Origin of the sequence: Kitasatospora sp. NPDC004723 (assembly GCF_040609255.1) — a bacterium.
GTDB lineage: Bacteria > Actinomycetota > Actinomycetes > Streptomycetales > Streptomycetaceae > Kitasatospora.
Genome location: NZ_JBEXJT010000059.1, coordinates 1 through 20,361 on the forward strand (window position 1 = coordinate 1; position 20,361 = coordinate 20,361).

Below are 20,361 nucleotides of genomic sequence, written 5' to 3' on the forward strand. Positions count from 1 at the left end.
TCGAACCACGCGGCCCCATCGAGACCGAAGCAGCCCGCCGCCTCGCCGACGACCTCAAGAACGAGTGATCACCCGATTACCCAACACTTTCTGAGCCGAGCAGGGCTTCGGGGCAGGAGCCGGGAGCCGTGCGGGGCGGGAGCCTGGCGCCGGGAGAACCGGTCTAGGGGCGGGAGAGCAGCGGCGTCGCGCGCAGCACCTCGCGGATCGCGGCCCGGTCGCCGTGCTCGCCGACCGGCAGCCGGTCCGGGTCGCGGTGCGCGGCGGCCAGCTGGCAGAACTCCAGCCCGTCCAGCACCATCACGGCCACCGGTTCGCCGACCAGCGGGCCCGCCTCCGGGCCGTCCAGCGGTATCAGCCACTCACCGGCGGCCGGGCCGTCGATCACCAGCCGGACCCGGCGGCCGGTCCGGGCCCCAACCGCTCGCCCGGGGCCGCCGTCGGGTGCGCCGACCGCCGCTCCGGTGAGCTCGGGGTGCGCCGCCCGCTGCCCGGCGAGCGCCAGCGGCAGCATCCGCACGGCCAGGTCGATCATCTGCCGCAGGTGCTGCGGGGCCGGCGGGTCGTACGGGTAGGCGACCGCGCGGGCGACGTCCTCTCCGTGCACGTAGCACTCGAAGGCCCGGTCGACGAAGGCGTCCCGGAGCGGGACCGTCACGAAGCCGAAGTCCACCGGGGTGTTGCCCTGCGGGGCGAGCGCGGCCGAGCGGACCAGCCGGTGGCAGTGCCGGCGCCACCGGGCGCGGACCCGCTGCGGCGGCTGGCCGGCCTGCTCGGCGGTGAGCCGGGCGGTGCGCTCGGCGATCCGGGCCCAGGGCCGGCCGGCCTGCTGCGGCACCCGGGGCACCGACGGGAGGACGGCCTCCTGCGGCGGGACCCGGCGCTCGGCCGCCGGCCCGGTGCCGGACGCGGCCGTGCCGGTGGGACCGGTGCCGGACGGGACGGGGTCGGGCAGTCCGAGGGCGACGGCCAGGTAGCCGTCCACGGCGGCGAGGTGGCAGAGCACCTCGGCCGGGCGCAGGTACTCGGTGCCGCCGTGCCAAGGCAGTTCGGCGACCTCCTGCCACTCCTCCGGGCCGAGGTCGCGCAGCAGCGCGTCGAACTTGGCGGTCTCGGCGGCGTACGGCATGCCCCAGGCGGGGACCGGCAGATCGGCCGGGCGGCGGGCCAGGCACCAGTCGAGCACCTGCTTGCGCAGGGCGGCGGGCTGGTCCAGCGGCTCCTCGACGGAGAGCCAGCCGGCCGCCTCGCGCAGTCGCTCGGCGTGCTCGGCGCACTCCGGGCAACCGGTCAGGTGGGCTTCGACCTCGGCGCCCTCGCGGGGCTGGACGGCGCCCAGCGCCCAGGCGCCGAGCAGCGAGCGCAGGGCCTCGTGCTGCTCGTCGGTGATCGTCACGTCCCCCCGCCCTCCTTCCACCGCGCGCTCCCGTCCGCTCGTTCCGTGTCCGACGAGTCCGCGTCGTCCGCGTCGGCTCGTCCCGGGTCGGCCGGGGTGGGGCCCCGGTGCCGGGCGCGCTCCTGCTCCAACTCGGTGGCGAGCAGTTCCAGTCCCTGCCGCATCCGCTGCTTGGCGGCCTGCTCGCTGATCCCCAGCCGGCGGGCCGTCTCCTGGTAGGTGCGGCCGTCGTAGTAGGACTCCGCGATGGTCTCACGCAGCGGTTGCGGCAGAGCGGCGACCGCGTACTGGACCCGGGCGGCGGTGGCCACCGCGCGGATCTCGTCGTGGACCCCGTCCTGCGCGTCGTCGCCCGCGAAACCCGCCTCCGCGGCGCGGCGCGCCCGCAGGCGGTCCACCGCGCGACGGTGGGTCAGCGCGCCGAGCCAGGCGCGGAGCGAGCCGCGGGCCGGGTCGAAGGCCTCGGGGTGCTCCCAGACGTGGGCGAATATCTCCCGGGTGAGTTGCGCCGCCGCGGTCTGGTCGGCCAGTATCCGCCCGGCCAACCCGTGGACCATCGGCGCGAGTTGGTCGTACAGCTCGCCGAGGGCGGTCTCTTCGCCGCGGGCCAGGCGCCGCTGCAGCTGCTCGTCCCGGCGCGGGGCGCCGTCGGTGGTGGCCACCGGTCACCACCCCTCCTGCCGGACCGACCGCTGACGGTCCCACGGTAACCCGCGCGGTTCGGGCGGCGCGCGGATTCGGCGGAGAACGGAGGCCGGGGCTTCGGATCGTCAGATCGTGGGATCTGCCGTCGATCCCGCGGTTGAGCTGTTCGAAGGGGGGTGGACATATGTCGCACGGGTGGTTCGCGAGTGGCGGGTGCGGCGGGAGCGGCGGACGGCGGTAGGTTCGCCTCTGCGTCGTGGGCCGGTCGGTCCGGGCCGGGCGATCGCCGGTCCGGGGCTCGCCAGAGTGAACGGGACAGTATGCCCTGCCCCGTCCCCCGATCGCTGGAATATGCCCGAAGCGCTTGCTGCGGTCCGCCCGCCGACTCATCCTGAGGCGTATTCGTGTCGCGGCCGGTGCGGCGGCGGACGAGGTGGCGCGGGCGCGCCGCGGCGGGTGCGGCGTGCGGTCACCCCGCCGGGCGGCGGCCCGACGGACGGCCGGCCCGACGGACGGCCGGCCCGGTGCGCGCCCGGGCCGGGCGGGCGACCAGGACCCGGCCGAGACGGTGGCCGAACTGCGAGTGCGGGTGGTGGAGCGGTGCAGGTTCTTCAGGTACAGCTTGCGGTGCAGGCGGACCCCGCCGAGGTCGGCCGGGCCCGTCGGTGGGTCCGCTCGCGGCTGCTCAACCACGGGGTGGACCCGGACGCGCCGATCGCCGAGACGGTGGTCCTGGTGGTCTCCGAACTGGTCACCAACGCCGTGGTGCACACCGGCTGTCCGGCCGTGCTGCGGCTCTGCTTCCCGCTGGGCGACCTCCCGGGTGCCCTACCGGACGCCGCCCCGGGCACGGCGGGACACGACGGGGTGCGCGAGTCGGCGACGGTCGGTCCGCTGCGGGTCGAGGTCGCCGACGCCAGCCAGGTCGCCCCCGCCCCCCGGCACGCCGGGGCGGACGTCGACGCCACCAACGGGCGCGGCCTGGAGCTGGTCGAGCTGCTCTGCGACCGCTGGGGCTGGTACCCCGACGGCACGGGCAAGCGGGTCTGGTGCGAGATCAGCCCGGACGCCCGGCCCGCGGACCCGCTCACCGCCGTCGACTGGGCGGCGCTGGCGCAGCCCTGACGGGCCCCGGCCCCCGCGTCCCTGACGTCCCCTTGGCCCCGGGGCCGAAAGCTGACGCAACCATTCCGAATTTCGGACAAACCATTGACGTGACGTATCCGACTGATCACGCTTGGGTGCAGCTCTCCGTCGCGAGGGGACGCCGAGGGAACACCCGAACGCCACCGCGGTGCTGCTGTCCAGGGGGACCACGTCAGCAAGGGGGGCCGTGGGTCGGTCGTACGCTGGCTCCTTGGCGAGTGCGGAGGGCGTGGCACGGGTTCAGGGACCGTGTGCCGAGGTTGGATGGCGGCCGGCCGTGCCGTGCTCGGGGTGCGTGCGGCCCGCCGCCATCCGATCCGCCCGCCGTGGGCGATCTTTTCCGGCCACCCGGCCCGCGCGCCGAACCCCGGATCCCGGTCAGGCCGCCTCTCATCCCCGGTTGGCCCGATTCCGGCGGAAGTCGGCAGTCCCGCCCCTCGTCGTCGGCCCGCGCCGTCGGGAGACTCTGCCGGGTGAACGAGACCGACGCCCCCACCGGACCCCCGACGCCCGCCGGACCCCCGACTCCCGCCGGACCCCAGGCCCCCACCGGACCCCGGACCACCGCCGACGCGCTCCCCGCGCCCGTCCGCGCGCCCCGGGTGCACTACGCCTGGGTGGTGGCCGGTGTCGCCCTGCTGGTGCTGCTCGGCTCGGCCGGATTCCGGTCCACGCCCAGTCTGATGATGGACGCGCTGCACACCGAGTTCGGCTGGTCGATGGGCACGATATCCGCCGCCAGCTCGGTCAACCTCACCCTCTACGGCCTCACCGCGCCGTTCGCCGCCGCGCTGATGGACCGGTTCGGCGTGCGACTGGTGGTGGTGTGCGCACTGCTGACGATCTCGGTCGGCGCCGGCCTCACCATGCTGATGCGCCAGCCCTGGCAACTGATGCTCTGCTGGGGCGTGCTGGTCGGCCTCGGCAGCGGCTCGATGGCCGGCGCGTTCGCCACCACGATCACCGGGCGCTGGTTCCGGGCCCGGCAGGGGCTGGTCACCGGCGTGCTGACGGCCGCCGGCGCGGCGGGAAACCTGGTCTTCCTCCCGCTCGGCGCCTGGCTGGTCGAACAGCACGGCTGGCGCACGGCGGTCGTGGTGGTCTCGCTGGCGGCCACCGCGGTGGCCGTCCCGGTGCTGCTGCTGATGCGCGAACGGCCCGCCGACCTCGGCCTGCTCCCGTACGGCGCGACCGAGCCGCCGCCCGCGCCCGTCGGCGGCGACCGGGCACTGGCCCGCTCGCTGCGGGTGCTCCGGGAGGCCGCCCGCACCCGGGCGTTCTGGCTGCTGGCCGGCTCCTTCGCGATCTGCGGCGCGACCACCGCCGGACTGGTCGGCACCCACTTCATCCCGGCCGCCCACGACCACGGCCTGCCGGTCACCACCGCGGCGAGCCTGCTCGCGCTGATCGGCGTGTTCGACGTGATCGGCACCGTCGCCAGCGGCTGGTTCACCGACCGCTTCGACGCCGGGCTGCTGCTGATCGTCTACTACGCGCTGCGCGGGCTCTCGCTGCTGGTGCTGCCGCAGCTGTTCGCGGGCGCGCTGGAACCGCCGATCCTGGCGTTCGTCATCTTCTACGGGCTGGACTGGGTGGCCACCGTGCCGCCGACCGTCGCGCTCTGCCGCCGCCACTTCGGGGAGGACGCGCCGATCGTCTTCGGCTGGGCGCTGGCCTGCCACCAGATCGGCGCCGCCGTGGTGGCCGGCCTGGCCGGATTCGCCCGGGACGCGCTCGGCGACTACGACCTCGCCTGGTACGCGGCCGGCGGACTCTGCGCGGTCGCGGTGCTGCTCTGCCTGGCGCTGCGCGGGCGTGGACCGGAACGTGGGCGGGAACGGACCGCCTCCGTCCTGTCGTAAGGGGCGACTAGGCTCCGGAGTCATGACGCTGAGCTTCACCCTCGACCCGGCACTCGACCCCGCGCTGCACGCCGAGATCACCAGCCTGTGGACGGCCGCCAGCAACGCCGGCGGGGCCGTCGGCTTCGTCCACCGGGTGACCGAGGAGGAGGTCCGGGCCGCCGGGGAGCGGCAGTTCGCCGGAACGGCACCGGCCGGACCGGACCGGCTGCTGATCGCCCGGGAGGCCGGGACCGGCCGGCTCGCCGCGATGCTGGTCTTCGAGTCGATGCGGTTCGGGCCGATGGACCACTGGCGGCTGGTGGTGAAGGTCATGGTCCACCCCGAGCTCCAGGGGCGCGGGTACGGCGCCGCGCTGCTGGCCGAGGCCGAGCGGATCGCCCGCGGCTGGGGCCTCGCGGGGCTGAAGCTCCAGGTACGGGGCGGGCTCGGCCTGGAGTCGTTCTACGCCCGCAGCGGTTACGTCGAGGTCGGCCGGGTGCCGGCCACCATCCGGGTCGCGCCCGGCGACGACCGCGACGACGTCATCATGTGGCTCGACCTGCGCTGATCGCGCGGTCGCCCGGGCGCTGCCCGGTGGGACCCGTTCCCCGCCGGGGGTGTCGGGCATGCTTCACTGGGAGACCGGCCCGGTCCCCAGCGCAGTAAGGATGTGTCCCCGGTGGGCAGCAATGTCAGCAAGAAGTCGCACGCCACGCTCCGCTACACCTCGATGCGGGTCTCGATCTTCCTCGGCTGCCTGCTGATCGCGCTGCTCCTCGGGCACTTCCGGGTCATCCCGGTCTCCGGCGAGGCCGGTGTGGTCTTCCTCTTCCTGCTGGCCGCGGTCGCCTCGGCCCCGCTCAGCTACGTCCTGCTGAGCCGCCAGCGGGACGAGATGTCGGCGGAGATCTCCGGCAAGGTGGACGGCATCCGGACCCGGACCGCCTCCAAGATCGCCGCGCAGAACGCGGAGGAGGACGCCGCCGACGAGGCCGCCCGTGCCGCGGCCGCCAAGAAGGCCGCCTCCGGCCCCGCCGCCTCGGCCCCGCAGAACTGACCCGCGCCGCCGTGCCGGAGAACGCCGTGCCGGAGAACGCCGCACCGGACAGCGCCGCACCGGGCAGCGCCGGGGCCGGGGACGCCGGCGGGCCCGTGGCGGGAACCTGGCCGGCCCCGGTCCGCCGCCCCACCGGCCGGGACGTCGCCCGGCTCGCCGGGGTCTCGCAGGCCACCGTCTCGCTGGTGTTCTCCGGCTCCGAGGCCGGCCGCCGGGTCTCCGACGCCACCCGCGAGCGGGTCCGCGAGGCCGCCCGCAGCCTCGGCTACCGCCCGCAGGCGGCCGGCCGGCAACTGCGGCTGGGCCGCAGCGGCATGATCCTGCTGGCCGTGCCGAACATCCTCGGCCCGTTCTTCGGCCGGGTCCTGGAGGGCGTCCACGAGGAGGCCGGAAAGTACGGCCTGGCCGTGGTGGTCAGCTCCGGCTGGGGCAGCGCCACGCTCGCCGAGGCCGCCACCACCAGCCGTTTCGACGGCCTGCTGATCTGCTCCCCGGACGACAGCCAGCTCGGCGAGCTGCCCGCCGACACCCCCGCCGTCTTCCTGGACGCCGACCCGGGCACCGACCGGGCCCGGCCGACCATCGAGCTGGACGTGGCCGGCGGCATGCGGGCCGCGGTCGAGCACCTGGCCGCGCTCGGCCACCGCCGGCTCGGCCGGCTGCGCTCCACCCACTCCGCGTACACCTTCCGGGTCCGCCAGGCCGCTTTCGAGGAGACGGTCCGGGCGCTCGGCCTGGACGTGGTCGAACTCGGCGTCAGCCTGAACGAGGGCCACCCGGCGGCGCGCGAGGCCGCCCACCGGCTGCTCGCCCGCCCGGACCGGCCGCACGCGGTGATCTGCGACGACGACGTGGTCGCCTCCGGCGTCTACCAGGCCGCCGCCGAGCGCGGGCTGCGGGTGCCCGGCGACCTCTCGGTGATCGGCATCGACAACGTCCCGGTGGCCGCGCTGCTCGCCCCGCCGCTGACCACCGTCGACCTGCCCGGCGAGGAGCTGGGCCGGGCCGGGGTCGCGGCGCTCGCCGGGTTGCTCCGCGGCGAGCCGGTCGCGCCGGTGCCGCCGCTCGCCACCTCGCTGGTGCGGCGCTCCTCCACCGCCGCGGCGCCGGAAGCCGGCTGACCGTCCGTTCGGACCGCGCCGTGGTCCGCGCGGTCGTCCGAGCCGAAAAAGTGGCTGCGCCCGTCGTCCAGACCACCCGGTCCGACGGGCGCAGCCACGTCCAGGGATGCGGCGGGCGTCAGCCCGCCGGCACCGGTTCGGAGGGCAGCGACGGCGCCGCGGCCGGTTCGGCGGCCGGCCGGAACCAGCGGCGGGCGCCGAACAGCAGCAGCGCGCCCAGGCCGATCCCGCCCGCCGCGCACAGCGCCACCGGGCGCAGTGAGCCCTCCGCGAGGTGGCCCGAGACGGCGTAGCCGAGCGAGTTGCCGGTCGCGAAGAGGGTGACCAGCCAGGCGAAGGCCTCGGTGACGGTGCCGGTCGGGGCCAGCTCGGCGACCAGGACGAACGCCGCCGCCAGCAGCGGGGCCAGTGCGATCCCGGAGACGAAGGCGAGCCAGGCCATCGCGACCGGTCCGGGGAGCAGGATCAGCGGCAGGTAGCTGACGGCCATGCCGAGCGCCATCAGCCAGGTGCGGGTGGCCGTCGAGCTGCGCCACGGCACCGCGCCGTAGGCGAGTGCGCCGAGCAGTCCGCCGAGCGCCGCGAGGGCCAGCAGGGTGCCGGCGCCGCCGGGCAGGCCGTCCGCCGCGTGGGCCTCGGCGTAGGCGATGAACAGCACGTTCTGCGCACCGACCGCCCATCCGGCGCCGGCCAGGCCGAGCAGCAGCAGGACCAGGCCGGGGGAGTGCAGCGGTCCGAGCAGGCCGGAGGAGTGCGCGCGCGGCGGGGCCTGCCAGGCCCGGGCCGGTGCGGTGGTGGCGACGACGGCCGCCCCGACCAGGCCGAGGGCCGCGGCCACCCAGAGTGCGGCGACCGCGCCGACCGTGCCCGCGATGCCGGCGACCGCGAGCGGGCCGGCGACGTAGAGGGTCTGCTGGGAGGCGGAGTCGAAGGCGTAGGCGGTGTCGAGCTGGTCCTCCTCGACGACGTCCGGCCAGAGCGAGCGCAGGCAGGGTTCGAGCGGGGGCATGGCCAGCCCGGCGATGGCGGCGCCGAGCGGGGCGGCGACCGCCGACCCGGGGGCCAGGGCCAGCAGGGCGTACCCGCCGCCGGCGACCACCGCGGAGACCAGCAGGACGCGGGGCTGCCCGGTGCGGTCCACGATCCGGCCGAGCACCGGTCCGCCGACGGCCGCCGCGATCGCGTACGCGGCGGTGGCCAGGCCGATCCGGCTGTACGGCGCGTGGACCTCGCGCAGCGCGAGGGCGATCACCAGGGCGGTCATGCCGGCCGGGAGGCGGCCGAGCAGGGTGCCGAAGAGGAGGCGGCCGACGTGCGGGGCGCGGAGCAGGGCGAGGTAGCCCATGGGCGGGATTCTCCGGTCGGGGAGGGCAGAGCGGGCGGGGGGATGCCCTCAAGTTATACGTATAACTGTCAACCGGTCAATCGGACCGTATCCAGAACTCAAACAACTACTTTGAACATCTCAAAGCTTTACTGCTAATGTGTCGGCCGTGACCACCTCAGACGCACGTTCGCCGCTCGGCCCGGGCCCGCTGCCCGGTGCCGCCCGCGCGTGTCGTCCGACCGGTGCTGTGGACAGCCCGCGCCGTTGTCGCGCCATGAGCTGTATTCAGGCGGCACGCCCCTGACCGGGGCCGATTCCTCCCCGTCCGGCCCGCGCGCCGTGCCGCCGTCCCCCCTCTTCTCCTCATCACCAGCAACACCTCCCCCGGAGCCGCACCGTCATGTCCACAGCGCCCGAGGCGACTTCGTCGCCGTCCGTGCTCGGCAGAATCCGTAAGACCCCCTTCTGGGCCCAGATCGTCGCCGGCCTCGTGCTCGGCGTGGCCCTCGGCTACCTGGCCCGCGCGGCCGACATATCCTGGCTGGCCACCACCCTGGAGACGATCGGCCGGATCTTCGTCCAGCTGCTGAAGCTCGCCGTCCCGCCGCTGGTGTTCACCGCGATCCTGGTGAGCGTGGCGAACCTGCGGAACGTCACCAACGCGGCCCGGCTGGCCGTCCGCACCCTGCTCTGGTTCGCGATCACCTCGCTGATCGCGGTGGCCATCGGCCTCGGCCTCGGCCTGCTGACCAACCCGGGCTCGGGCACCGACCTCAAGACCGAGGGCCTCAAGGCGCCGAAGTCCACCGGCAGCTGGATCGACTTCCTGACCGGGATCTTCCCGACCAACATCGTCTCCGCGTTCACCGAGGTCGAGGTCCTGCAGATCGTCTTCCTGGCGATCGTGGCCGGCGCCGCCGTGATCAAGCTCGGCGCCAAGGCCGAGCCGGTCCTCAAGCTCAGCGAGTCGGTGCTGGAACTGGTCCAGACCGCCCTCTGGTGGGTCATCCGGCTCTCCCCGCTGGGCACCCTCGGCCTCATCGGCAAGTCCGTGGCCAAGTACGGCTGGGACCTGCTGGAGCCGTTCGCGACGCTGACCCTCGACGTCTACATCGGTTGCGCGCTGGTGCTGTTCGTCGTCTACTCGCTGCTGCTGAAGTTCGCCGCCGGCCTCAACCCGGTCAACTTCTTCAAGGGCGCCTGGCCCGCCATCCAGCTGGCCTTCGTCTCGCGCTCCTCGGTCGGCACCCTGCCGGTCACCCGGCGGGTCACCGAGCGCCTCGGCGTCCCGGGCGAGTACGCCTCGTTCGCCGTCCCGTTCGGCGCCACCACCAAGATGGACGGCTGCGCCGCGATCTACCCGTCGCTGGCCGCGATCTTCGTGGCCCAGGTGTACGGCATCGACCTCGGCATCAAGGACTACCTGCTGATCGCCTTCGTCTCGGTGATCGGCTCGGCGGCCACCGCCGGCCTCACCGGTGCGATCGTCATGCTGACGCTGACCCTCTCCACCCTTGGTCTGCCGCTGGAGGGCGTCGGCCTGCTGCTGGCCATCGACCCGATCCTCGACATGATGCGCACCGCGACCAACGTCGCCGGTCAGGCCCTGGTGCCGATCGTGGTCGCAGCCCGGGAGAAGACCCTCGACCTGGCCGCCTACAACAACCCCACCGGTGACCTCTACGACGAGGGCCCGGCCCCGGCCCCGGCCGGTGCCGTCGCGACGGCCTGACGCCCCTTCGGGCGGGCAAGACGAAGGGCCCTCCTTCCCGGAACGGGGAGGAGGGCCCTTCCATGTGCGCGCGCCTGCGTCCGGCATGCCGCCGAGCAGGAGCGGGGCACAAGGCAGGGGGCCCACCGGACGGCGGGCCCCCTTGGGTACTGCAGCTCTTGTGCTCACCGTGACGACCGGAGGCCGTCGGCGGACCCGACGGGGTCCCGAGCGATCAGACCATCATTTGAGGATGATCAGATAAGGGTGACGTTCTCCGCCTGCGGGCCCTTCGGACCCTGGGTGACGTCGAAGCTGACCGCCTGGTTCTCCTCCAGCGAGCGGAAGCCGCTCGCGTTGATGGCGGAGTAGTGGACGAAGACGTCGGGGCCGCCGCCATCCTGGGCGATGAAGCCGAAGCCCTTCTCAGCGTTGAACCACTTGACGGTTCCCTGAGCCATGCCGTTCTCCTTGCGAGGGACGTGTCGGGGCCACACCGTGTGGCACCCGGTCCGCTGCGCTGATCGCCCTGCCTCCGGACGGGGCCGGAGTTTTTCGATATTGCTGAAAAACTACAAAAAGCCTGCGGTTACATGCTCCGCAGGCTTCAAGTACTGCAAGGGGAATCAAACTGCAACTGAGGGCAACGCTAGCATGCGGCTGCTGTGACGACCAGGGGTGACTTGCGGGCTGGACAGCGCGTGTCGTAAGGCTGTTGTGACCCTCGGTGCGGCACGCCGCGGCGCCGCCGCGGTGCCTCCCGGAAGGGCGGTGCGGGGCTCCCGGAGCGGCAGGCATACGCTGCGGGGAGGCGCACGAACAGCAAGGGAGCGGCGCAGTGGCAGTACCGGATGCGGAAACGCGGGAGCCCCAGGACAACACCCCGGTCCGGCCCCGGGTCGGGCATATTCAGTTCCTGAACTGCGTACCCCTCTACTGGGGGCTGGCCAGGACCGGCAATCTGCTCGATCTGGATCTCACCAAGGACACCCCGGAGAAGCTGAGCGATCAGCTGGTCGGCGGCTCCCTGGACATCGGTCCGATCACCTGTGTGGAGTACCTGCGGCACGCGGACGAACTGCTGGTGCTGCCGGACATCGCGGTGGGCAGCGACGGCCCGGTGATGTCCTGCGTGATCGTCAGCAAGCTGCCGCTGTCCGAGCTGGACGGCCGGCGGGTCGCGCTCGGCTCCACCAGCCGCACCTCGGTCCGGCTCGCCCGGCTGCTGCTCGAGGAGCGGGAAGGGGTGCGGCCGGAGTACTTCAGCTGCCTGCCCGACCTGGACGCGATGCTCGCCGAGGCCGACGCGGCCGTGCTGATCGGCGACCCGGCGCTGCGCGCCTACCTCGGGCAGGCGGCCGAGCAGGGCCTGGCCGTGCACGACCTGGGCGAGATGTGGAAGGAGTGGACCGGGCTGCCGTTCGTCTTCGCCGTCTGGGCCGCCCGTCGCGACTTCGCCGAGCGGCGCCCCGGACTGACCGCGGCCGTCCACCGGGCCTTCCTGGAGTCCCGGGACCTGTCGCTGGTCGAGGCCCGTGAGGTGGCCGAGCAGGCGGCCCGCTGGGAGTCCTTCGACGCGGCGGTGCTGGAGCGGTACTTCAGCGAGGCACTGGACTTCTCGCTCGGCGAGCGGCAGCTGGCCGGCGTCGCCGAGTTCGCGCGGCGGGTCGCGCACGACAGCGGCTTCGCCCCCGACGTGGCCGTCCGGCTGCTGGAGCCGGCGCCGGAGCCGGTGGCCTGAGCGCGTCCTGAACGGGTGGCGGTCGCGACCGTCATGGTTCGCGCCGCCGCCGCCCGATAGCGTCTGCACGCGAGACGGCCCCCGGCGGCGGGGCGAGCGGGCGGGGCGACGGGAGCGTGCGCGGGATGCAGCCACTGGGATCGGACGACCCGCGTCAGGTGGGCGCGTACCGGCTGCTGCGGCGGCTCGGGGCGGGCGGCATGGGCCGGGTCTACCTCGGCCGGACGGCGGGCGGCCGCACGGTGGCGGTCAAGGTGGTGCGCGGCGAACTCGCCGAGGACACCGAGTTCCGCGCCCGGTTCCGGCAGGAGGTGGCCGCCGCCCGCCGGGTCGGCGGGGCCTGGACGGCCCCCGTCCTGGACGCCGACACCGAGGGCGCACACCCCTGGGTGGCCACCGGCTACGTCGCCGGCCCCGCGCTGGCCGCCGCCGTCCGGCAGTACGGGCCGCTGCCCGAGCCCGCCGTGCGCACCCTCGGCGCGGGCCTGGCGCAGGCGCTGGAGCACGTGCACGGGCTCGGGCTGGTGCACCGCGACGTCAAGCCGTCCAACGTGCTGCTCACCCTGGACGGGCCGCGGCTGATCGACTTCGGCATCGCCCGCGCCCTCGACGCGGCCACCGGGCTCACCCAGTCCGGGTTCGTGGTGGGGTCGCCCGGCTTCATGTCGCCCGAACAGGCGAACGGTCAGCCGGCCGGGCCGCCCGGTGACGTCTTCTCGCTCGGCGCGGTGCTCGCGTACGCGGCCACCGGGGTGCACCCGTTCGGGGAGGGGGTGAGCGCCGCGGTCCTGCTGTACCGGGTGGTGCACGAGGAACCGGACCTGGCCGGGCTCGGCGGCGGGCCGCTGCGTTCGATCGTGCTCGCATGCCTGGCGAAGGACCCGGCGGACCGGCCGACGCCGCGACAGCTGCGGGAGTGGCTGGACCCGGACGGCGCGGCCGTCGGGCGGCTGGGGCAGGGCGGCTGGCTGCCGCCGGTGCTGTCCGCGGCGGTCGGGCGCAGTGCGGTGCAGTTGCTGGACCTCGAGGCGGAGGCCGGGGCGGGGCCGGTGGAGGGGGAGTGGACGCCGACGTTCGTACCGGGCGGCGGGGGCGGGGGCGAGGCCGGCGGGGGTGCGGCGGTGGACGCGGGCGCCTCCCGGCGGCGGGGTGTGGTGGGGCTGGTGGTCGGGGCGGTGCTGCTGGCGCTCGCGGGCGGCGGGTACGGGGCGTACCAGGTGTGGGGGAAGGACCAGCCGGGGCCGGAGCCCACCGCCACGGCGGAGGGGCCCTCGCAGGCGCCGCCGGTGCCGTCGGGGCCGAGCACGGTGTCGCCTCCGTCGCCTCCGTCGCCTTCGCCGTCGCAGCCGTCGTCGCAGCCGTCGTCGTCGGCGCCCGGTACGACCGCGCCCTCCGGCACCGCGGCGCCCGGTCCGAACGCCGTACCGGAGTCCTTCCTCGGCACCTGGCGCGGGGAGATGACGACGCAGAAGGGCGTGCCCGCCGGGACGACCACGCTGGTCATCGGCCGCGCGGGGATCGGGCAGGACGCGGTCAGCAGCCGCAACGAGCTGACCGGGCTGCTCTCGCTCACCTGCGAGGGCGCCTGGACGCTCACCTCGGCCGAGCCGGAGAAGCTGGTCTTCACCTCCCGGCTGGTCCGCTCCTCGCTGCCCGGGGCCTGCACCGGCGGTTCCTACGCGGAGACCCTCGCGTTGCAGAAGGACGGCACCATCCGCTTCACCTCCGCCGATCCCAGCGCCGGGAACCCGTCCGGGACGTTCCGGCGAGCGGGCTGACGCGGGGGCCGCGAAGCCCTGGCGTAGGCTGAACCGGATGCGGAAGCGGTGCCCCGGCAAGGCGTCGTCGCACCCGTCGCACCCGCCGCACAAGTCGCACGTGAAGTCCCGAGAGAGAGAAGGCCGCCAGGTGTCCGAGCTCGCAGCGACCACCTTCGATGCGCCCAGCACCGACCTGCAGGCCGTCCTCGACCGGGCGGCCGGCGGTGGCCGGATCAGCCCGCAGGAGGCGCTGGAGCTCTACCGCTCCGCCCCGCTGCACGCGCTCGGCTCGGCCGCCGACGCGGTGCGCCGCCGCCGCTACGCGGGGACCGAGCACATCGCGACGTACATCATCGAGCGCAACATCAACTACACCAACGTCTGCGTGACGGCGTGCAAGTTCTGCGCCTTCTACGTGCCGCCGAAGAGCGACAAGGGCTGGTCCCGCGAGCTGGACGAGATCCTGCGCCGCTGCGCCGAGACCGTCGAGCTGGGCGGCACCCAGATCATGTTCCAGGGCGGCCACCACCCGGACTACGGCGTCGAGTACTACGAGCGCGCCTTCTCGGCGATCAAGGCGGAGTTCCCGCAGCTGGTGATCCACTCGCTGGGCGCGTCCGAGGTCGACCACATGGCGCGGATCTCCGGCGTCCCGATCGAGGAGGCGATCACCCGGATCCACCGGGCGGGCCTGGACTCCTTCGCCGGGGCCGGTGCCGAACTGCTGCCGGAGCGCCCGCGCAAGGCGATCGCGCCGCTCAAGGAGTCCGGCGAGCGCTGGCTGGAGATCATGGAGGCCGCCCACGGCCTGGGCGTGGAGTCCACCTCCACCATGCTGATGGGCACCGGCGAGACCAACGCCGAGCGGATCGAGCACCTGCGGATGATCCGCGACGTGCAGGACCGCACCGGCGGCTTCCGCGCCTTCATCCCCTACACCTACCAGCCGCAGAACAACCACCTGAAGGGCTCGACCCAGGCGACCGTCTTCGAGTACCTGCGGATGATCGCCATCGCCCGCCTGTTCCTCGACAACGTCGCCCACATCCAGGGCTCCTGGCTGACCACCGGCAAGGAGGCCGGCCAGCTGTCGCTGCACTACGGCGCGGACGACCTCGGCTCGGTCATGCTGGAGGAGAACGTGGTCTCGGCGGCCGGTGCCAAGCACCGCTCCAACCTCACCGAGCTGATCCACCTGATCCGGGCCGCCGGCCGCGTCCCCGCGCAGCGCTCGACCACGTACGAGCACCTGCGGGTGCTGGACGACCCGGCCAACGACCCGGTCGACCCGCGGGTCGCCTCGCACATCGCCTCCACCGCGATCGAGGGCGGCACCGCGCACCCCGAGCTGAAGATCCTCGACAACGCCTGAGGTCCCGTCCCACCGTGCTGACCCTGCACCGGGCCGCCCTCGTGCTGCCCGACCCGGCCGATCCCACCGCCCCGTCCCACCCGGACGGGGCGGTGCTGGTGCGTGGCGAACTGGTCGAGGCGGTCGGCGCGTACGCCGGGCTGGCGGCGGCGCACCCGGAGGCCCGGGTCCGGGACTGGGGCGACGCGCTGCTCACGCCGGGGCTGCGCAACCCGTACGGGCACTGGCTGCTGGAGCGGACGTACCACCCGGACCCGCGCGAAGGGGTCGGGGACGAGCCGGTGCCGGACGGGCTGGCGGGGGAGCGGGACGAGGCGCGCTGCGGGGCGAGTGCCCGGCGCGGGCTGCAGCGGATGCTCGGCTTCGGCGTGACGGCGGTGGCCGGGCCGTTCGAGCGTGCCGCGGTGCGGACGGCGGTGGCCCGGTCGGGCCTGACCGTGCTGCCGGGGGCCGGGGCCGGGGTCGGCGCGGCCGTTGACGGGGTCGGCGCAGGGGCGGCCGGGCCGTTGGACCCGCTGGCGGTGCTGCCGCTCGCCGGGGCCCTGCACGGGCGGGTGGCCGTCGGTGGCCGGGCGGACTTCGCGGTGTTCGCGCCCGGGGCGGAGGGCGTCGAGGGGCACGGGGGCGGTCCGGTGGGTACGGGCGGTCCGGTGGGTACGGGCGGTCCGTGGGTCGGGGGTTGCCGGGCCACGGTGCTGGCCGGCCGGCTGGTGTTCCGGCGGCGCTGAAGGCGGCGCCGCCCGTGCCCCGGTCGCACCCTACTCGCCGGTAGTCGTGCGGTTCGCCCCGGGGTCGCTCCCGGTTCCTCGTACTCCCTTGCGACGACCGGGACTTGCTTCGTGTGCCACTGAACTGCGGCTTCGTCGGCCTGGCCTGATTGTCCCTTCACCGTGACCTGAGGGCCCGCCAGCGGATAGCATCCGGCTCAGCTCAGTCCGTACCGTCCCACCTCACCTCCGCCCGTGCCCGCGGGCGACGGGGCCCCGTCCCAGGCCCCGGAAGCAAGCCAGGACAGGAACCATGCGATCCGCGACCGTCCCCCCGCAGCGATCCCCGCGGTTGGGCCGTGGCTGGTACCTCACCGCCGTGCTCAGCGCCGTGCTGGCCGTCGGGATGTGCCTGCTGGGGTGGCGCCAGGCCGAGCAGGCCGACCGGATCGGGGCCCACCCGGTGCGGGTCGAGGGCGTGGTGACGCAGCTGCCGACCGGCGGCGGCTCCTACAGCACCGTCAGCTACCAGGCGGCCGGCCAGCACCACACCGCCACCGCACTCCCGCTGGCCGACGGCACCAAGGTGGGGGAGGCCGTCTGCCTGGAGCACGCGGCCGACGAGCCGAAGGCGGTGCGGATCTGCGGCGACACCTACCCGCAGCCGGTGGGCGTCGGGCTGGCGCGGTTCAGCGTTCCGGTCGCGGTGCTGCTGTTCGCCGTCTGCGTCCTGCGGATCCGGCGGCACCGGCGGGCGGTGGCCGTCCGTAGCGGGCAGAACCGGTTCGCCACCACCGTCGCCATGGCGACCGAGGCGCTGGCCGACGGGATGCCGGCGATAACGCAGGGCAAGCGCTCGCGCCGGCGGCGCCGCGCGGGCGGGCGGCGCGCCCAGCACTGAGGCGGCGGGCGGCTGCTCCGGCGGGCCCGCGACCGCGCCCGGGTGTTCCCGAGGCACCCGACCGGGGTGCCCGGGGTACCCGGAAGACGCCCCCTTGCCCGGATCGTCGGAGCCAGGGTGAACAATGGGGGCGTGACCCGAGCCTCTCTGGACAAGCAGCCGCACGAAGTCGCCGCCATGTTCGACGACGTCGCGGCCAAGTACGACCGCACCAACGACGTTCTCTCGCTCGGCCAGGCCCGTGCCTGGCGCCGTGCGGTGGCCGAGGCGGTGGCCGCCGGGCCGGGGGACGTCGTGCTCGACCTCGGGGCCGGCACCGGCACCTCCTCGCTGCCCTTCGCTGAGGCCGGGGCGCGGGTCGTCCCGTGTGACTTCTCGGTCGGCATGCTCGCCGAGGGCAAGCGCCGTCACCCCGAGCTGGCGCTGACCGCGGGTGACGCCACCAGGCTGCCGTTCGCCGACGACACCTTCGACTCGGTGACGATCTCCTTCGCGCTGCGCAACGTCCAGGACACCGACGCGGCGCTGAGCGAGCTGCTGCGGGTCACCAGGCCCGGCGGCAAGCTGGTCATCTGCGAGTTCTCCACGCCGACCTGGACGCCGTTCCGGACCGTCTACACGGAGTACCTGATGCGCGCGCTGCCGCCGGTCGCCACCGCGGTCAGCAGCAACCCGGACGCCTACGTCTACCTCGCCGAGTCGATCCGCGAGTGGCCCGACCAGCCGGCGCTGGCCGCCCGGCTGCAGGAGGCCGGCTGGTCCAAGGTGGCCTGGCGCAACCTGACCGGCGGGATCGTCGCCCTGCACCGGGCCTACAAGGTCTGACCTGCCTGTGTGGCCGGTCGCGCGGGCGAGTCGCGCGGCCGGCCGCGGCGCCGTCCGCAGCTCATAGACTCGTCCAAGCCCAGCCGCGCCGGCCCCCACCGGCCGGCCGACCCCCCAGCAGGAGTGTGCCCACCGTGTCCGAGACCGCTGTTGACCTGAGCGCAGGCGTGGTGGAGAGCACCGCGGACGTCATCGTGGTCGGCGCCGGCCCGGCCGGGTCCACCACCGCCTACCACCTCGCGCAGGCGGGCCTGGACGTGCTGCTGCTGGAGAAGACCAGCTTCCCCCGGGAGAAGGTCTGCGGAGACGGCCTCACCCCGCGGGCCACCAAGCAGTTGGTGGACATGGGCATCGACGTGTCCACCGAGAACGGCTGGCTGCACAACAAGGGCCTGCGGATCATCGGCGGCGGGGTCCGGCTGGAGCTGGACTGGCCCGAGCTGTCGGCCTTCCCGGACTACGGCCTGGTCCGCAAGCGGGCCGACTTCGACGAGCTGCTCGCCCGTCAGGCCGAGAAGGCCGGGGCCCGGCTCTACGAGCGCTGCAACGTCAGCGGCCCGGTGCTGGACGAGCGGACCGGCCGGATCGTCGGGGTCACCGCCAGGCTCGGCGACGAGAAGCGCCCGGTGACCTTCCGCGCCCCGCTGGTCGTGGCCGCCGACGGCAACTCCACCCGGCTGTCGCTCGCGATGGGTCTGCACCGCCGGGAGGACCGCCCGATGGGCGTCGCCTACCGCACCTACTTCACCTCCCCGCGCCACGACGACGACTACCTGGAGTCCTGGCTGGAGCTGTGGGACACCCGCGGCGGGGAGCGCAAGCTGCTGCCCGGCTACGGCTGGGTCTTCGGCATGGGCGACGGCACCTCCAACGTCGGCCTCGGCATCCTCAACTCCTCGCCGGCCTTCGGCGAGCTGGACTGGCGCGAGGTCCTGAAGGCCTGGTGCGCCAGCATGCCGGAGGAGTGGGGCTACACCCCCGAGAACATGACCGACCCGATCCGGGGGGCCGCGCTGCCGATGGCCTTCAACCGGCAGCCGCACTACACCCGCGGCCTGCTGCTGGTCGGCGACGCGGGCGGCATGGTCAACCCGTTCAACGGCGAGGGCATCGCCTACGCGATGGAATCCGGCCAGATCGCCGCCGGGGTCATCGTCCAGGCCCTCGCGCGGGTGACCGACGGAGGCCGGGAGCGCGCGCTGCAGGCCTACCCGCGCATCCTCAAGGACGTCTACGGCGGCTACTACACGCTCGGCCGGGCCTTCGTGAAGCTCATCGGCAACCCGAAGGTCATGCAGCTCGCCACCCAGCGCGGGCTGACCCACCCGATGCTGATGAGGTTCGTGCTCAAGCTCCTCGCCAACCTCACCGACCCGCAGGGCGGCGACGCCATGGACCGCATCATCAACGGCCTGGCCAAGGTGGCGCCGAACGCCTGACCAACGGGGCCGCCGGCGGTCGGGCGCTCGCTCCCGCCGGCGGCCGGGTCAGCGGTCCGGCGGCCCCGGTCGGTTCACCGGCGGCCGGGTCAGCGGTCCGGGTTGCGGCTGGCCGCGGAGCGCTGCTCGACGTAGGCGAGGCGGTCGGCGAACACCTGGGCGGCGTCCGGGGTGAGCGTGCGCAGCGCGACCAGCGCGGAGAAGACGACGTCGCACAGCTCGTGCTGGACGTCCTCCCAGCTGTGGGTGACCCCCTTGCGCGGGTTCTGGCCGGTGGCGCCGATCACGGCGGCACTGACCTCGCCGACCTCCTCGGAGAGCTTGAGGATGCGGGCGAGCCGCTCCTCCTGCGGGGGGAGCGGGCTCTCCTCGTCGAGCCAGGCGACCAGGTGGTCGACGCTTTCCCAGATCCTGCTGTCCATGCGGTGCTGCTCCCGTGCGGTGTCCGCGGCCTGCCGGGGTGGCCGGTCGGGTGGCCGGATTCGTGCGGCCGTTCGGTGGCCGCCGACGTTCTGCTCCACCGTACGGGAGTTCACCGGATGGCTCAGCGGGCGGAGATCTTCACGTTGCGGATGTTCACGGGCAGGGTGGGGAAGCCGTCACCGGGGTTGTTCTGGTCGTCCTCACCTCCGGCCGCGATCTTCTGCAGCACGTCCAGGCCGTCGGTGACCCGGCCGAACGGGGTGTAGGCGGGGGAGAGCTTGGTGTCCTTCCAGACGAAGAAGAACTGGCTGCCATTGGTGTTGGGCCCCGCGTTGGCCATGGCGACCGTGCCGGCCGGGTAGGTGGCGCCCTCCAGGTTCTCGTCGGGGAAGGAGTAGCCCGGGCCGCCGCTGCCGGTTCCGGTCGGGTCCCCGCACTGTAGGACGTAGAGCCGCTGGGTGGTCAGCCGGTGGCAGTGGCTGCGGTCGAAGTAGTCGCGCTCGGCGAGGAAGCGGAACGAGAAGGTCGTGCAGGGGGCCTTGTCGGTGAGCGCCTGGAATGTGATCGAGCCCTGGGAGGTCTTCAGGGTCGCCTTGTACGGCTTGGCGGCCTTCCGGGCGTCGAAGACCGGGATGCCCTTGAAGTTGTCGGCCGGGACGGCCGGCGTGTAGGTGCAGGTGGTGCCGGCCGCGCCGGTGCCGGTCGACGGGGTGTCCGCGACGGCGGTGCCGGTGCTCGCGACGAGCGGGAGGACGGTGGCGGCGGCGAACAACGCCCAGTGCTTGCGCCTCATGTGACGGGCCTTCCGGTGGGTGGGGGACGGCTGCTTTGGCATGGCGACATCATTCACGGCGGGGTGGGGATCCGGTAGGGGGCGGAAAGCCGTTGATCGTGAGCGGTCGGGTGCGCGAGGATGGCGGGCCCCGCTCCGCCCCGCTCCGTGATC

General features: G+C 74.2%; 19 protein-coding genes. 13 read left to right on the forward strand and 6 right to left on the reverse strand.

From position 1 onward, the window contains the following. Positions 1–163: 163 nt before the first annotated feature. Complete coding sequence (locus ABZW10_RS34605; RefSeq protein WP_355374288.1) at positions 164–1,396, reverse strand: zf-HC2 domain-containing protein; 1,233 nt, start codon at positions 1,394–1,396, stop codon at positions 164–166. Further along, positions 1,393–2,058 carry a sigma-70 family RNA polymerase sigma factor gene (locus ABZW10_RS34610; protein ID WP_355374291.1) on the reverse strand — a complete coding sequence of 222 codons (666 nt, stop codon included), beginning with the start codon at positions 2,056–2,058 and terminating at the stop codon, positions 1,393–1,395. Before ABZW10_RS34610 ends, ABZW10_RS34605 begins: the two co-directional genes overlap by 4 nt. Before the next feature lie 583 nt (positions 2,059–2,641). On the opposite strand from ABZW10_RS34610, the gene ABZW10_RS34615 reads away from it, so the two are divergent. The 5 genes from ABZW10_RS34615 (at position 2,642) to ABZW10_RS34635 (ending at position 7,209) form a co-directional block, all read left to right on the forward strand. Beyond that, positions 2,642–3,166 (forward strand): ATP-binding protein, encoded by a 525-nt coding sequence (locus ABZW10_RS34615; RefSeq protein ID WP_355374294.1) that lies wholly within the window; start codon positions 2,642–2,644, stop codon positions 3,164–3,166. A gap of 623 nt (positions 3,167–3,789) precedes the next feature. Beyond that, a complete protein-coding gene (locus ABZW10_RS34620) occupies positions 3,790–5,049 on the forward strand; it encodes an MFS transporter (RefSeq protein WP_355374385.1) in 1,260 nt (419 codons plus the stop codon). Between the two features lie 22 nt (positions 5,050–5,071). After that, positions 5,072–5,599, forward strand: a complete 528-nt coding sequence (locus ABZW10_RS34625) for a GNAT family N-acetyltransferase (RefSeq protein ID WP_355374297.1) — start codon at positions 5,072–5,074, stop codon at positions 5,597–5,599. Positions 5,600–5,710: 111 nt separating this feature from the next. Next, entirely contained in the window at positions 5,711–6,088 is a 378-nt protein-coding gene (locus tag ABZW10_RS34630) for a DUF4229 domain-containing protein (protein WP_355374300.1), read from the forward strand. A gap of 11 nt (positions 6,089–6,099) precedes the next feature. Then, positions 6,100–7,209, forward strand: coding sequence for a LacI family DNA-binding transcriptional regulator (locus ABZW10_RS34635; RefSeq protein ID WP_355374303.1), 1,110 nt, complete (start codon positions 6,100–6,102; stop codon positions 7,207–7,209). Positions 7,210–7,327: 118 nt separating this feature from the next. Here ABZW10_RS34635 and ABZW10_RS34640 read toward each other — a convergent pair whose 3' ends face one another. Beyond that, entirely contained in the window at positions 7,328–8,554 is a 1,227-nt protein-coding gene (locus ABZW10_RS34640) for an MFS transporter (protein ID WP_355374306.1), read from the reverse strand. Between the two features lie 382 nt (positions 8,555–8,936). On the opposite strand from ABZW10_RS34640, the gene ABZW10_RS34645 reads away from it, so the two are divergent. Next, on the forward strand, positions 8,937–10,268 hold the full coding sequence (locus ABZW10_RS34645) for a dicarboxylate/amino acid:cation symporter (RefSeq protein ID WP_355374308.1): 1,332 nt from the start codon (positions 8,937–8,939) through the stop codon (positions 10,266–10,268). Between the two features lie 236 nt (positions 10,269–10,504). Here ABZW10_RS34645 and ABZW10_RS34650 read toward each other — a convergent pair whose 3' ends face one another. Continuing rightward, complete coding sequence (locus ABZW10_RS34650; RefSeq protein ID WP_344337792.1) at positions 10,505–10,708, reverse strand: cold-shock protein; 204 nt, start codon at positions 10,706–10,708, stop codon at positions 10,505–10,507. Between the two features lie 377 nt (positions 10,709–11,085). Here ABZW10_RS34650 and ABZW10_RS34655 point away from each other — a divergent pair, with 377 nt between their 5' ends. From ABZW10_RS34655 to ABZW10_RS34685, 7 genes are all read left to right on the forward strand, one after another. After that, the gene (locus tag ABZW10_RS34655) at positions 11,086–11,988 is read left to right on the forward strand and encodes a menaquinone biosynthesis protein (protein ID WP_355374311.1); all 903 of its coding nucleotides are present in this window, start codon (positions 11,086–11,088) and stop codon (positions 11,986–11,988) included. A 125-nt stretch (positions 11,989–12,113) separates the two neighbouring features. Then, a complete protein-coding gene (locus ABZW10_RS34660; RefSeq protein ID WP_355374314.1) occupies positions 12,114–13,766 on the forward strand; it encodes a serine/threonine-protein kinase in 1,653 nt (550 codons plus the stop codon). 130 nt (positions 13,767–13,896) lie between these two features. Beyond that, positions 13,897–15,120, forward strand: coding sequence for a cyclic dehypoxanthinyl futalosine synthase (mqnC, locus tag ABZW10_RS34665; RefSeq protein WP_355374317.1), 1,224 nt, complete (start codon positions 13,897–13,899; stop codon positions 15,118–15,120). Positions 15,121–15,134: 14 nt separating this feature from the next. Further along, positions 15,135–15,848: a hypothetical protein gene (locus tag ABZW10_RS34670; protein ID WP_355374320.1), complete on the forward strand. Its 714-nt coding sequence runs from the start codon at positions 15,135–15,137 to the stop codon at positions 15,846–15,848. Between the two features lie 292 nt (positions 15,849–16,140). Further along, on the forward strand, positions 16,141–16,728 hold the full coding sequence (locus ABZW10_RS34675) for a hypothetical protein (RefSeq protein WP_355374323.1): 588 nt from the start codon (positions 16,141–16,143) through the stop codon (positions 16,726–16,728). Between the two features lie 132 nt (positions 16,729–16,860). Further along, positions 16,861–17,553, forward strand: coding sequence for a demethylmenaquinone methyltransferase (locus ABZW10_RS34680; RefSeq protein ID WP_355374325.1), 693 nt, complete (start codon positions 16,861–16,863; stop codon positions 17,551–17,553). Continuing rightward, positions 17,439–18,992, forward strand: a complete 1,554-nt coding sequence (locus ABZW10_RS34685) for a geranylgeranyl reductase family protein (RefSeq protein WP_355374327.1) — start codon at positions 17,439–17,441, stop codon at positions 18,990–18,992. The genes ABZW10_RS34680 and ABZW10_RS34685 overlap by 115 nt, the downstream gene beginning before the upstream one ends. An 89-nt stretch (positions 18,993–19,081) precedes the next feature. Here the strand turns inward: ABZW10_RS34685 and ABZW10_RS34690 are convergent, their stop codons facing one another. Continuing rightward, complete coding sequence (locus ABZW10_RS34690) at positions 19,082–19,414, reverse strand: MazG-like family protein (protein WP_355374329.1); 333 nt, start codon at positions 19,412–19,414, stop codon at positions 19,082–19,084. Positions 19,415–19,536: 122 nt separating this feature from the next. After that, complete coding sequence (locus ABZW10_RS34695) at positions 19,537–20,250, reverse strand: peptidylprolyl isomerase (protein WP_355374332.1); 714 nt, start codon at positions 20,248–20,250, stop codon at positions 19,537–19,539. Between the last annotated feature and the right edge of the window lie 111 nt (positions 20,251–20,361).

What these genes read in the sequence shown, in the direction of transcription:
- ABZW10_RS34625 (WP_355374297.1), top strand. Translation starts at nt 5,072, where the DNA reads ATGACGCTGAGCTTCACCCTCGACCCGGCACTCGACCCCGCGCTGCAC.
- ABZW10_RS34640 (WP_355374306.1), bottom strand. Translation starts at nt 8,554, where the DNA reads ATGGGCTACCTCGCCCTGCTCCGCGCCCCGCACGTCGGCCGCCTCCTC.
- ABZW10_RS34645 (WP_355374308.1), top strand. Translation starts at nt 8,937, where the DNA reads ATGTCCACAGCGCCCGAGGCGACTTCGTCGCCGTCCGTGCTCGGCAGA.
- ABZW10_RS34650 (WP_344337792.1), bottom strand. Translation starts at nt 10,708, where the DNA reads ATGGCTCAGGGAACCGTCAAGTGGTTCAACGCTGAGAAGGGCTTCGGC.
- ABZW10_RS34660 (WP_355374314.1), top strand. Translation starts at nt 12,114, where the DNA reads ATGCAGCCACTGGGATCGGACGACCCGCGTCAGGTGGGCGCGTACCGG.
- ABZW10_RS34675 (WP_355374323.1), top strand. Translation starts at nt 16,141, where the DNA reads ATGCGATCCGCGACCGTCCCCCCGCAGCGATCCCCGCGGTTGGGCCGT.
- ABZW10_RS34690 (WP_355374329.1), bottom strand. Translation starts at nt 19,414, where the DNA reads ATGGACAGCAGGATCTGGGAAAGCGTCGACCACCTGGTCGCCTGGCTC.
- ABZW10_RS34695 (WP_355374332.1), bottom strand. Translation starts at nt 20,250, where the DNA reads ATGCCAAAGCAGCCGTCCCCCACCCACCGGAAGGCCCGTCACATGAGG.